Annotated in this window: 11 protein-coding genes; 6 read left to right on the top strand and 5 right to left on the bottom strand. The window is 74.1% G+C overall.

Translation table 11 applies throughout. The annotated features are described in order from the left end of the window. Window positions 1–30: 30 nt before the first annotated feature. Entirely contained in the window at window positions 31–543 is a 513-nt protein-coding gene (locus ACRYM0_RS03470) for an Hsp20/alpha crystallin family protein (protein ID WP_432502176.1), read from the bottom strand. Window positions 544–677: 134 nt separating this feature from the next. Between ACRYM0_RS03470 and ACRYM0_RS03465 the strand changes: the two genes are divergently transcribed. Further along, window positions 678–1,646 carry an aldo/keto reductase gene (locus tag ACRYM0_RS03465; protein WP_432502174.1) on the top strand — a complete coding sequence of 323 codons (969 nt, stop codon included), beginning with the start codon at window positions 678–680 and terminating at the stop codon, window positions 1,644–1,646. A 59-nt stretch (window positions 1,647–1,705) separates the two neighbouring features. Here the strand turns inward: ACRYM0_RS03465 and ACRYM0_RS03460 are convergent, their stop codons facing one another. After that, complete coding sequence (locus ACRYM0_RS03460; RefSeq protein WP_432502172.1) at window positions 1,706–2,668, bottom strand: sugar-binding transcriptional regulator; 963 nt, start codon at window positions 2,666–2,668, stop codon at window positions 1,706–1,708. Window positions 2,669–2,844: 176 nt separating this feature from the next. Here ACRYM0_RS03460 and ACRYM0_RS03455 point away from each other — a divergent pair, with 176 nt between their 5' ends. The 5 genes from ACRYM0_RS03455 (at window position 2,845) to hisS (ending at window position 9,101) form a co-directional block, all read left to right on the top strand. Then, complete coding sequence (locus ACRYM0_RS03455) at window positions 2,845–4,215, top strand: ABC transporter substrate-binding protein (RefSeq protein WP_432502170.1); 1,371 nt, start codon at window positions 2,845–2,847, stop codon at window positions 4,213–4,215. A gap of 99 nt (window positions 4,216–4,314) precedes the next feature. After that, a complete protein-coding gene (locus tag ACRYM0_RS03450) occupies window positions 4,315–5,295 on the top strand; it encodes a carbohydrate ABC transporter permease (RefSeq protein ID WP_432502167.1) in 981 nt (326 codons plus the stop codon). Next, window positions 5,292–6,191, top strand: a complete 900-nt coding sequence (locus ACRYM0_RS03445; RefSeq protein ID WP_432502165.1) for a carbohydrate ABC transporter permease — start codon at window positions 5,292–5,294, stop codon at window positions 6,189–6,191. Before ACRYM0_RS03450 ends, ACRYM0_RS03445 begins: the two co-directional genes overlap by 4 nt. Beyond that, complete coding sequence (locus ACRYM0_RS03440) at window positions 6,188–7,696, top strand: mannitol dehydrogenase family protein (RefSeq protein ID WP_432502162.1); 1,509 nt, start codon at window positions 6,188–6,190, stop codon at window positions 7,694–7,696. Before ACRYM0_RS03445 ends, ACRYM0_RS03440 begins: the two co-directional genes overlap by 4 nt. Window positions 7,697–7,820: 124 nt before the next feature. After that, the gene (gene hisS / locus ACRYM0_RS03435) at window positions 7,821–9,101 is read left to right on the top strand and encodes a histidine--tRNA ligase (RefSeq protein ID WP_432502159.1); all 1,281 of its coding nucleotides are present in this window, start codon (window positions 7,821–7,823) and stop codon (window positions 9,099–9,101) included. A gap of 19 nt (window positions 9,102–9,120) precedes the next feature. Here hisS and ACRYM0_RS03430 read toward each other — a convergent pair whose 3' ends face one another. From ACRYM0_RS03430 to ACRYM0_RS03420, 3 genes are read right to left on the bottom strand one after another with little or no spacing between them, the layout of a single operon-like run. Further along, window positions 9,121–10,536 (bottom strand): metallophosphoesterase family protein, encoded by a 1,416-nt coding sequence (locus ACRYM0_RS03430; protein ID WP_432502157.1) that lies wholly within the window; start codon window positions 10,534–10,536, stop codon window positions 9,121–9,123. Between the two features lie 59 nt (window positions 10,537–10,595). Beyond that, a complete protein-coding gene (locus ACRYM0_RS03425; protein ID WP_432502154.1) occupies window positions 10,596–11,405 on the bottom strand; it encodes a DNA-formamidopyrimidine glycosylase family protein in 810 nt (269 codons plus the stop codon). 43 nt (window positions 11,406–11,448) lie between these two features. Beyond that, window positions 11,449–12,633, bottom strand: coding sequence for a DUF418 domain-containing protein (locus ACRYM0_RS03420; protein ID WP_432502153.1), 1,185 nt, complete (start codon window positions 12,631–12,633; stop codon window positions 11,449–11,451). Window positions 12,634–12,707: the final 74 nt, after the last annotated feature.

Raw genomic sequence — 12,707 nt, 5'->3', positions numbered from 1 at the left:
ACCGTGCATGATCACCGCGGGGTGGGGGGGTCACTCGCCCTGCTGCTGCGGCTGCTGCTCGCCCTGCTCGGCCGGGGCCTCGACGGCCTGCGGCGCGGCGGTGGCGACGGCGATGCGGGTCGGCTGGGCGGTGGCGTGCGCACCGGCGACGCGCACGGTCAGCACACCGGCGTCGTAGCTCGCGCTCACGGCGTCGGCGGTGACGTTCGCCGGGAGGGTGAAGCTGCGGCGGAAGGCGCCGTAGCGGACCTCGCTGCGGCCGCGCTGGTCGTCGGTGCGGGTGTCCTCGCGCTCGCCGCGCACGACGAGGCGGTCGCCGTCGACCTCGACGGTCACGCCGTCGAGGGACACGCCCGGCAGGTCCAGGCGGACCAGGGCGTCGTCGCCGTCGCGGACGACCTCGGCGGCCGGCGCGAAGCCGGTGGTGCGCCCGCTGCTCGCCGGGGCGAGCGGCCCGAAGGCGCGGCGGACGAGGGTGTCGAACTGCGCGTCGAAGGCCGCCTCGAACGGGGTGCGGCGGTTCCACACGGAGAGGGTGTTCACGGCTGTCCTCCTGGGACTGTCCACGGCGCCCGGGGCGAGCGCCTTCGACTCAGACAACATGAGTCTCCCCGGCTCAATTCCGGGTTCGCCCCCGGCGAAGGGCGCAGCGGGGCGAGCCGGGGCAGGATCACCGCATGGACTACGTGAAGCTGGGTTCCACCGGCCTGGAGGTCTCCCGCCTCTGCCTGGGCTGCATGAGCTACGGCGACCCCGAGCGCGGCGGGCACCCCTGGACGCTGCCGCAGGAGGACAGCGCCCCCTTCCTGCGGAAGGCGCTGGACGCCGGCGTGAACTTCTTCGACACCGCGAACGTCTACTCGAACGGCTCCTCCGAGGAGATCCTCGGGAACGTCCTCCTCAAGCAGGTCCCCCGCGACGAGGTCGTGATCGCCACCAAGGTGCACGGGCGGATGCGCCCGGGCCCCAACGGCGCCGGCCTGTCGCGGCACGCGGTCCTCACGGAGATCGACAACAGCCTGCGCCGGCTGGGCACCGACCACGTCGACCTCTACCAGATCCACCGCTGGGACCCCGCGACGCCGGTCGAGGAGACCCTGGAGGCGCTGCACGACGTGGTGAAGGCCGGCAAGGCCCGCTACATCGGCGCCTCCAGCATGTGGGCGTGGCAGTTCGCCAAGGCCCTGCACCTGCAGGACGCCAACGGCTGGACGAGGTTCGCCACCATGCAGGACCACTACAACCTCCTCTACCGCGAGGAGGAGCGCGAGATGCTGCCGCTGTGCGCCGACGAGGGGATCGGCGTCATCCCGTGGAGCCCGCTGGCGCGCGGCAAGCTCACCCGCGACTGGGACGCGGCGACGAACCGCTCGGAGAAGGACGAGTTCGGCAAGACGCTGTACCGCGACTCCGACGAGCGGATCGTCGAGGCGGTCGCGCGCGTCGCGCAGCGCCGCGGCGTGCCGCGCGCGCAGGTGGCGCTGGCGTGGGTGGCGCGCAACCCGGTGGTCGTCGCGCCGATCGTCGGGGCGACGAAGCCGCACCACCTCGACGACGCCGTGGCCGCGCTGGAGCTGGAGCTGACCGACGAGGAGGCCGCCGAGCTGGAGGCGCCCTACGAGCCGCACGAGGTCGTCGGGTTCTGAACGTCGCCGGGCCCCGGGATCCGGCCCCGTCCCCGTCCCCGTCCCCGTCCCCGCGGGGGTCAGGCCAGGCGCAGGACCTCCCGGGCGAGCTCGGCGTGGGTGACGAGGGTGGTGACGAGGCCGCTGCGCAGCACGGCGGCCGTGGCGGGGGCCCGGGCCGCCACCTCCCCGCAGGACATGGCGACCACGTCGCCGGCGCGGCGCAGCTGCTCACCGGTGACCCCGATCACCCGGTCGGCCAGCCCGGCGACCTCACGGCCGTCGGCTCCGACGAGGACGCCGGTGACCTCGGCGACGACACCGGCGCGCGCCAGGCGCGCGCCGGTGTCCGCGTCGAGGGCGTCCAGGGCGGTGGACTCCCCCCGCCGCCAGGCGCCGACGGAGACGACGGCGCGGGTGAGGGCGTCGAGCTCGGCGAGGGCGTGCGCGATCTCCGGCTGGGAGCGCAGGCTGTCGGCGGTGGCGGCGTCGGGCACGGCCAGCGGGGCGTAGAACGTGGCGGCCCCGGAGCCGGTGGCCTCGGCGGCGCGGCGCACCAGGTCCACGGCGCTGCCCTCGACGTCCGGTCGGGGCAGGGCGCCGGCGAGCTGCACGAAGCGGGTGCGCAGCGGCGCGGACAGCGCCGCGACGAGCTGCGAGACGGTGCGTCCCCACGCCAGGCCGACGACGTCCTCGGGCAGGACGGTCTCCTCCAGCAGCCCGGCGGTGAACTGCGCGACGGCGCGCCGCCGGGCGGGCACGGAGTCGCCCTCGGCGCGCACCACGTAGGCGGCGCGCAGCCCGAAGCGGGTGCGCAGCGCCTCGCCGAGCTCGCCGTCGACGGAGGGCGGGACGAGGACGCGGATCTGCACGAGGCCGGCGTCGGCGGCGTCGGTGAGCAACCGGGCCACCTTGAAGCGGCTGATCCCGAGGTCGCGGGCGATGTCGACCTTCGTCTGCCCCTCCACGTGGAAGCGCCGGGCGACGGCGGCGGCCAGGGCCAGCCCGCTCGTGCTCGCCCCGCGCGCGGGCGCCTTCACCATCGTCCCCTCCTCGTCCCGACCGCCCGTGCGGACCGCACAGCGAGTTGACAGCCGCGGACCGCCGCGCCACTATCGCACATCTGAGACTGGCCCGCTCAAATGAGCGGGGCGGTGCACCACCCGGCAGGGCCGGCGCTGGCCCCGGCGGAGTCGTCGACGAAGACACGGAGGGCACGATGCTCGGACGTCACACCAGGCGCGGGGCACTGGCCGCAGCGCTGACCGGAGCACTGCTGGTGACCAGCTGCTCGGGGGCGGGCGGCGGCAGCGCCGGCGGGGGCGGTGACGACGGCGCGGGCGGCAGCATCAACGTCATCATGGTGAACAACCCGCAGATGGTGGACCTGCAGGAGCTCACCCCGCAGTTCACCGAGGAGACGGGCATCACGGTGAACTACACCGTCCTGCCCGAGAACGACGTGCGCGACCGCATCACCCAGGAGTTCGCCAGCCAGGCGGGTCAGTACGACGTGGCATCCATCTCCAACTACGAGGTGCCGTTCTACTCGCAGAACCAGTGGCTGGCACCGCTGGACGAGTACCTCGAAGGTGACGAGGAGTTCAACCAGGACGACATCCTCCCCGCGATGGAGTCCTCCCTGACCGGCGAGGACGGCTCCGTCTACGCCGAGCCGTTCTACGGCGAGTCCTCGTTCCTGATGTACCGCAAGGACGTGTTCGAGCAGGCCGGCCTCACCATGCCGGCCAACCCCACCTGGCAGGAGGTCGCCGACCTCGCCGCCCGGGTCGACAACGTCCAGCCCGGCATGCGCGGCATCTGCCTGCGCGGCCAGCCGGGCTGGGGGCAGGTCTTCGCACCCCTGACCACGGTCGTCAACACCTTCGGCGGCACCTGGTTCGAGGAGGACTGGACCGCGAAGGTGAACTCGCCGGAGTTCACCGAGGCCACCCAGTTCTACGTCGACCTGGTGCGCGCCCACGGCGAGGCCGGCGCCCCGCAGGCCGGGTTCACCGAGTGCCTGAACAACATGACGCAGGGCAACGTGGCGATGTGGTACGACGCGACCTCCGCCGCCGGATCGCTGGAGGCCGAGGGCTCCCCCGTCGCCGGCAAGATCGGTTACGTCGCCGCGCCGGTCGTCGAGACCGACTCCTCCGGGTGGCTGTACACCTGGGCGTGGGGCATCCAGGAGGCCTCGCAGAACAAGGAGGACGCGTGGGAGTTCATCTCCTGGGCCTCCAGCCAGGGCTACGAGGAGCTCGTCGGCGAGCAGCTCGGCTGGGCGCGCGTGCCCGCCGGCAAGCGCACCTCCACGTACGAGAACCCGCAGTACCAGGAGCAGGCCGGCCCGTTCTACGAGGCCACCCGTGACGCGATCCTGGCCGCCGACCCGCAGAACCCCGGCGTGCAGCCGCGCCCGGCACCCGGCATCCAGTTCGTCGCCATCCCCGAGTTCGCCGCGATGGCCACGCAGGTCTCGCAGTTCGTCAGCTCCGCCATCGCCGGCCAGACGACCGTCGCCGACGCCCTGAACCAGGGCCAGCAGGTCGCCACGGAGCAGGTGACCGAGGTCTACCAGGAGTGACGACAGCGGCCGTCCCGCCGCTCCACCGCGGCGAGACGGCCGCCCCTCCGGCCCGCACGGGCCGCCCCCTCACCCACGACTCCCGCAGGAGCGAAACCGATGAGCACGGGAACCGACACCCCGAGGGGGCGGCCCGCAGCCGGCACCGCCGTCACCCCTCCACCGATCACCGCGACCACCGGGGCCCGCCGGCTGTCGAACTGGGCCCGCCGGGCGCCGCTGGTGCCGGCGTTCGTCTTCCTCTTCCTCACCACCCAGATCCCGTTCATCACCACGATCGTCATCTCGTTCACGAACTGGAACGCGCTGCGCCCGGGTCAGCGCGACTTCGTCGGCGTCGACAACTACGTGGAGGTCTTCACCAACGCGCGCCTGCGTGAATCGGTGTGGAACACGATCGTCCTCACCGTCGTCGTCGTCGGCGTCAGCCTCGTCCTCGGCCTGCTCATCGCGCTGCTGCTGGACCGGAGGTTCTTCGGTCGCGGCGCGGTGCGCACCATGATGATCGCCCCCTTCCTGGTGGTCCCCATCGCCGCGGCCCTGCTGTGGAAGCACGCGCTGTTCAACCCCTCCTACGGTCTGCTCAACGGCGTGCTGACGTGGATCTGGAACCTGTTCGGCAGCGACAACCCCCCGCAGCCGGCGTACCTGACCGTCGCGCCCATGATGTCGATCCAGGCGGCGCTCATCTGGCAGTGGACGCCGTTCATGATGCTCATCCTGCTGGCCGGCCTGCAGTCCAAGCCCGCCGACGCGGAGGAGGCCGCCCGCATGGACGGCGCCAGCGGCTGGCAGATCTTCCGCTACCTGACCTTCCCGCACCTGCGGCAGTACCTGGAGCTGGGCGGCCTGCTGGGGGCCATCTACATCGTGCAGAACTTCGACGCCGTCTTCACCATCACCTCAGGCGCCCTCGGCACGGCCAACCTGCCGTACACGATCTACCAGACGTTCTTCCAGGCCGGGCAGTACGGGCTCGCCTCCGCGATGGGCGTCGTCGTCGTCATCGCCACGATCGTCATCGCCACGTTCGCGCTGCGGGTCGTCTCGACCATGTTCAAGGAGGAGGGAGCCCGATGAGCGCCACCACGAGCGGCAGCACCACCGGGGTGCGCCCGAGCGCCGGGTACGTGCCCACCAGCCGCCGCGAGCGCCGGGCCCGCGAACTGCACCGCGGCAACCCGCTGTGGGGGATGCTCGCCTGGATCGTCGGCCTGCTGTTCGTGGCGCCCGTGGTGTGGATGGTGCTCACGTCCTTCCACTCCGAGACCGACGCGGCCACCAACCCGCCGTCGATCGCGGCTGAGCTCACCCTGGAGGGCTACCGCAGCTTCTTCCAGGCCGGGCCGTGGCCGCCGCTGATCAACTCGCTGTCGGCGTCCCTCGGCTCGACGGCCCTCGTCCTCGTCCTGGCGATCCCGGCCGCCTACGCGCTGTCGATCCGCCCGGTGAAGCGCTGGACCGACGTCATGTTCTTCTTCCTGTCCACCAAGTTCATGCCGGTCGTGGCCGCCGTGCTGCCGCTGTACCTGTTCGCCCGCTACGCGGGCCTGCTGGACAACATCACCTACCTGACGCTGCTCTACACCTCGATGAACCTGCCGATCGCGGTGTGGATGATGCGCTCCTTCCTGGCCGAGGTGCCCGTCGAGATGCTGGAGGCCGCCTCCATCGACGGCGCCGGGCTGATCCGCACGCTGCGCTCGGTGGTGGCGCCGGTGGCGGTGCCGGGCATCGCCGCCACCGCGCTGATCTGCTTCATCTTCAGCTGGAACGAGCTGCTGCTGGCGCGCACCCTGACGGCCGTGGTCGCCCAGACGTCACCGGTGTTCCTCACCGGTTTCGTCACCAGTCAGGGGCTGTTCCTGGCGCAGCTGTGCGCAGCCGCGACCGTGATCTCCCTGCCGGTGCTCGTCGCCGGCTTCGCCGCCCAGGACAAGCTGGTCCAGGGCCTGTCCCTCGGAGCCGTCAAGTGACCTCGAGCTCGACCGCGTCCGCCGTCGCCCTGTCGCCGCAGAACCTCGCGGCGATCGGCGCACGGGTGCCGGTGCCCACCTACGACCGCTCGGCCGTCACCCCGGGCATCGTGCACCTCGGCGTGGGCGGTTTCCACCGCGCCCACCAGGCCATGTACCTGGACCGGCTCATGGAGCAGGGCCGGGCGCTGGACTGGGGGATCCGCGGTGTCGGCGTGCTGCCCCACGACGCGCGGATGAAGGAGGTCATGGACCGTCAGGGCGGGCTGTACACGCTGGTGCTCAAGCACCCGGACGGCACGCGCGAGCCGCGCGTGATCGGCTCGATCCTGGACTTCACCCTGGCGCCGGAGGACCCGGAGGCGGCGATCGAGGCGATGGCCGACGAGCGCATCCGCATCGTCTCGCTCACCGTCACCGAGGGCGGCTACAACGTCGACGCCGTCACCGGTGAGTTCCTGCTGGACAACCCGGACGTGGCCGCCGACCTGGTGGGCGGGGCCGCCGCACGCACCAGCTTCGGCCTGGTCACCGAGGCGCTGCGGCGCCGCCGCGACCGGGGCCTGGCGCCGTTCACGATCATGTCCTGCGACAACATCCAGGGCAACGGGCACGTGGCGCGCAAGGTGTTCACCGCCTTCGCGTGGGCCAGGGACCGTGAACTGGGCGCCTGGGTGGAGCAGAACGTCCGCTTCCCCAGCTCGATGGTGGACCGCATCACCCCCGTCACCACCGACGACGACCGCGCCGAGGTCCGTGAGCGCTTCGGCGTGGACGACGCCTGGCCGGTGGTGTGCGAGCCGTTCACCCAGTGGGTCCTGGAGGACGACTTCACCGACGGCCGGCCGCCCTACGAGGACGCCGGCGTGCAGGTCGTCGCCGACGTCGAGCCGTACGAGCTGATGAAGCTGCGGCTGCTGAACGCCAGCCACCAGGCGCTGTGCTACTTCGGGCACCTGGCCGGGTACCGGCTGGTGCACGAGGTGGTGCAGGACCCGCTGTTCGCGCGGTTCCTGCTGGCGTACATGGAGCGCGAGGGCACCCCGACCCTGCCGCCGGTGCCGGGCATCGACCTGGACGCCTACCGGCGTGAGCTGATCTCCCGGTTCTCCAACGGCGAGGTGCGCGACACCGTCGCGCGGCTGTGCAACGAGAGCTCCGACCGCATCCCCAAGTGGCTGCTGCCGGTGGTGCGCCACCAGCTCGCCCACGGCGGGGAGTTCTTCCGCGGCGCGGCCGTGGTGGCGAGCTGGGCCCGCTACGCCGAGGGCGTGGACGAGCAGGGGGACCCGATCGAGGTCTCCGACCGCCTCGCCGAGCGCCTCGTGGCGACCGCGCAGCGCAACCGCACCGAACCGACCGCGTTCATCGCCGACCGCGGCCTGTTCGGCGACCTGGTCGACGACGAGCGGTTCGTCGCCGAGTACACCGCGACGCTGGACTCCCTGCACCGGAAGGGCGCGCGCGCCACCCTGGAGGAGCTCGTCGCCCGCGACACCCCCTGACCGCCACCGCCCCCTCCCCACTCCCGGTGATCAAGGAAGTTGCCACTTCCTTGATCACCGGGGGGTGGGGAGGGGGCGGTGGCGGCGGCGGGGAGGGGACGGGGGCGCCACTACCATGGCGCGCATGGCCTCCAAGATCGTCCCCGCGCGCGGCATGCGCGACGTCCTCCCCGCGGAGAAGGCCCGCCGGGAGCACGCGCTGCGGGTGATCCGCGAGGTCTACCGCTCCTTCGGGTTCGACGAGATCGAGGCGCCCGCGCTGGAGGAGCTCAGCCGCCTGGAGTCCGGGCAGGGCGGCGAGAACGAGAAGATGCTCTTCAAGGTGCTGCGCCGCGGCCTGGACCCCGACGAGGCGCTCAAGCCCGCCGACGCCGCCGACCTGGGGCTGCGCTTCGACCTGACGGTGCCGCTGTCGCGCTACGTCGCCACCAACGCCGCCGCGCTGCGCACTCCCGCCAAGCTGCTGCAGATCGGTCCGGTGTGGCGCGCGGAGCGCCCGCAGAAGGGCCGCTACCGGCAGTTCGTCCAGTGCGACATCGACGTGGTCGGTGAGCCGGGTCCCATCGCCGAGGTGGAGCTGGTCACCGCCACCGACACCGCGCTGCGCCGGCTCGGCCTGACCGGCACGACGCTGCGCATCAACGACCGCGAGGTCCTCACCGGCCTGCTCACCGGCTGCGGGTTCGCCGAGGACGCGCACGGCAGCGTCCTGATCACCGTGGACAAGGCCGACAAGATCGGCCTGGACGGCGTGATGGCCGAGCTGCGCGAGAAGGGCTTCGCCGACGGGCACGTCGCGAGCCTGCGGTCCGCGCTCGACGAGCTCCTGACGATCACCACCCTGTCGGACCCCGCCGCGCTGGCCGCGGCGCTGCCGGGCGCGGTGCCCGAGCAGGCGGTGCAGCGCCTCGGGGAGATCGGCGCGGCCCTGGCCGTGTCGGCGCCGGAACTGCCGGTGGTGTTCGACGTCAGCCTGGTGCGCGGCATGGGGTACTACACCGGCCCCATCTTCGAGATGGCGCTGGCCGGTTCCGGTTCCTCCATCGCCGGCGGTGGGCGCTACGACCGCATGGTGGGCCGGTTCAGCGGTCGCGACCTGCCCGCGTGCGGGTTCTCCATCGGTTTCGAGCGCATCGCCGAGCACGTGGTCCTGGAGACCGACGCCTCCCGCGCGGTGGCGCTGGTGCACGCGGCGGACGTGCCCGCCGGGGACCTGGTGCGCCGCCAGCGCGAGATGGCCGCCGAGGGGTACCGGGTGGCGCTGGTGAAGCAGGCGAAGCGGATGCAGCCGCTGTTCGACAAGCTCGTCGAGGAGGGCTACGGCAGCGTCGTGCGCGCCCGCGTCGGCGACGACGGCGCCGCGGTGTTCACCGACCCCGCACCGCTGGGGTCCAGCGCCGGCTGACCGGCGCGGGGGTTCCCGCTCACCCGGCCCGCTCGGTCGGCTCGGTCGGCTCGGCGGAACCGTACGAGGAGGCCGGGCGCCGCTCGACGAGCACGCGCTGCTGCCCGAGGCCGGCGACCGTGATCTCGTCGACGGCCACCAGCGCCCGCGTGGCGGGGTCGAAGTGCAGCACGGACAGCTGCAGCGGCAGGGTCCGCCCGCCGTCCAGCATGCGCAGCCCCGCACCGCCGGAGGAACCCTGCGTCAGTTCCAGGGTTCCTCCGCGCCTGCGGCTGCGGCGCTCGTGCACGTGGCCGTCCAGCACGAGCGGGACGTGCCCGTGCAGCGGCGGCGCCATCGACGGTTCGTGCACGAGGGCCACGTCGACGGGTTCGGGCGAGGCGTCCACGGCCCGGGCCAGCGCCTCCCCCGCGCGCGCGAGCTCGGCGGCGGCCGCCCCCGGAGCCTCCTGCAGCCGCTTGACCGGGGTGAAGCGGGGGTCCCCGGTCCCGGCGAAGCGCAGCCCCGCGACCTGCGCGGTCGCGCCGTCGTCGAGGACGCGCACGTTCGGCAGCGTCGCCAGGTACGCCTGCGTGGCCGCGGAGTCGTGGTTGCCCCGCACCCACAGGTACGGCACCGGCAGGTCGGCGATGCCGGCGAGCTGCCGGTTCTCCACGTCCGTGCCGAGGTCCGTGGAGTCCCCGGTGTCGACGACCGCCTGCACGTCGTGCTGCTCGACGAGCGTGCGCACCAGCGAGTACGCCTGCGGGTTGTTGTGGACGTCGGAGACCCACAGCACCCGGGTGCCGTCCCCGGTGCTCGTCCCCGGCAGGTCCTGCAGCCGCGCGTGCAGGCGGGTGACGCCGGAGACCAGCTGCGCCAGCCGCTCGCCGTAGGCGCCGAAGTCGGTGCGGGCGTTGCGGGCGGCGCCCGCGAGGGCCGGCGCCCGGGCCAGCAGGCCGGTGCACGCGGGCCGGGTGATCGCCTGCGGGCGGGCGGTGGCCGCGACCACGGCCCCGGTGGCGGCGAGCCCCGCGAGCACCGCGGCGGCGCCCACGGCCACCGCGCGCGGGTCGCGGAACACGAGCGCACAGGCCAGGGCCCCCGCCAGGAGCGCCACCGCCGCGGAGCGCAGCGCCAGGGCCCGCAGCGCCGAGCGCACGTCCGCCTCCACGTCGCGCACCAGTTCCTCGCGCGGCACCGCACCGGTCAGCACACCGCGGGCCGCGGCCGGGTCGACGTCCTCCACGCCGACCCGCACCGCGAGGGGGCCGGAGTGGGTGTCCATCGTCAGGCGCCCCAGCGGGGGCAGCTCGACGCGCGTGCCGCCACGGGCCGCGAGCGCGAGCGAGAGCCGGGCCGTCACCGAGCCGACGCCGCGGCGCACCGCCCCGGCGCCGGGGACCGCCAGCGCCGCCGCGGTGCAGGCCACCGCCACCACGAGAAGCCAGTGCACGACGATCCTCCGATCCGCTCGTCCGCCGCCGGTGGCACGGGTTTCAGCGCTGGCAGTCCTCAGCGTTGGCAGTGCGGGCACCACCAGGTCCGGCGCCGCTCCGGGTCGCCGGGCACCTCGGCGCTCACCTGGACCGGGGTGCCGCAGCGCAGGCACGGCTGACCGGCCCGCCCGTACACCCAGTGCTGCCGCCCCGGGCGGGTGTCACCGGTGGTGACCTGGTGGGCGCCGTGCGGGGCCACGGAGAAGCGCAGCAACTTCGCCGCCAGGCGCACGAGGGGTTCCAGGTCGACCTCGCCGACGGGGCGGGTGGGCAGGTGCCCGCGCAGGAAGCACAGCTCGTTCACCCACAGGTTCCCCAGGCCGGCCAGGACGCGCTGGTCCAGCAGGGCCGCGGCCAGCGGCCTGGCCGGTTCCCGCGCGAGGTTGCGCACCGCCCCCGCGACGACCTCGTCGAGGGGGGTGCCCGCGTCGAGGAGGTCGGGGCCGAGGTGCCCCACGGCGGTGTGCTCCTGCTCGGTGGGCAGCAGTTCCACCACACCCAGCTTCAGCCCGGCCGCGGTGGGCCCGGTGGTGCGCAGCAGCACCCGCACGTCCGGGGCCAGCCTGCGCGGCAGCACCTTCCCGGCGGTCAGGACCGTCCAGGAGCCGTCCATGCGCAGGTGGGTGTGCAGGGTCAGCGCGGAACCCCCGAGGTCGAAGCGGGTCAGCAGGTGCTTGCCGCGCGGGACCGTGCCCAGGACGCGCGCACCGGTGAGGTCGGCGGTGGCGTGCCGGGGCACCCGCAGGTCGGCCGCGCGCACCGTGGTGCCGCGCAACCGGGTGTCCAGGGTGCGCGCCACCCGGTAGACGCTGTCCCCCTCCGGCACCCGCCCACTGTCACCGGTGGTGCGCCGCGGCGCGAGCCGGGGTTCAGCGGCGGCCGTAGGTGAGGCGGCGCAGCAGCACCTCGGCCGGTCCGCGACCCCCGGTGCGCTCCAGCGCCACCGCGCACAGCAGCAGCACCACCCAGGTGCCGACGGCGAGCGCCGACGCCTGCGCGACGCCCAGCTCGGCGCCCAGCCCGAGGGTGGAGGCGGGCAGCAGCGCGGCGAACACGATCGAGTGCCCCAGGTACCCGGACAGCGAGCGCCGGCCCAGGGCGACCAGGGCGCGGCCCGGCGCGGCGAGCCCCCCGCGGCGGGCCGCGCCGGCCACGACGAGCCCGGCCAGGGCCGCGTAGCCGACGCCCCCGGCGTACCCGGTGACGGCGTGCACCACCCCGGCGACCGCGACGGTGGCGCTGCCGGGTTCCCAGGCGCCGACGGCGACCAGGGCGAGGGGCAGGCCGCCGAGGGCGGCGAGCGCGACCCCGCCGGCGCCGGCGGTCAGCAGGGTGCGCCGGTGCCGCGCCGGGTCGTCGAGCACCCCGCGACGGGCGGCGAGCGCCCCGACCGCGACCGCGCCGAACACCACCAGCGGCCCGACGAGGGTGCCGGTGCACCACTCGACCAGGCGGACCGCCAGCGCCCCGGCGATGCTCTCGCGGGCGGAGGAGCCCGCGAGAGGCTGAGCGTCGTCCGGCAGCGGCACCGCGGCGAGGGCACCGAACGCACCGACCAGCACGGTCCCGGTGACGGCGAGCACGACCAGGCCGCGCGTGCGCGGCGAGGCCAGCGCCCCGGCGAGCAGGACGAGCAGCACCCCGTAGGTGGCGGCGATGTCGCCGGAGAACAGCAGCACGCCGTGCAGGGCGCCGACGAGCAGCAGCGCCCAGCCGCGGCGGCGCACGAGCCGTCGGACCTGCGGGTGCTGCGCCCCGGCGTCCAGGTGGCGGCGCACCAGCTGCCAGGTGCCGTAGCCGACGAGCACGGAGAACATCGGGAACGAGCGGGAGTCCACGAAGGCGGTCTGCAGGACGGTCACCACCCGGTCCCACTGCGACAGGCTGCCGGCGGCGGGGTAACCGGTCGGCCCGGGCGGGCGCGCGTGCAGGTACACGTGGACGTTGGCCAGGCAGATGAACAGCAGCAGCGCCCCGCGGGCCAGGTCGGGGGCGGGCACGCGTTCGGACAGGGCGGTGGCGCGCGGCGGAGCGGCGGGCAGCGTCGGGTGCACGGTCGTCATCGTGGTGCTCGCCGGGAGCGGGGCGCGTCCACCGGTGGTCGCGCCGGTGCGCTCCGGAGGGCGGA

The organism is Kineococcus arenarius subsp. arenarius (assembly GCF_050871845.1).
GTDB lineage: Bacteria > Actinomycetota > Actinomycetes > Actinomycetales > Kineococcaceae > Kineococcus.
This window is presented reverse-complemented; position numbering and strand designations above follow the sequence as displayed.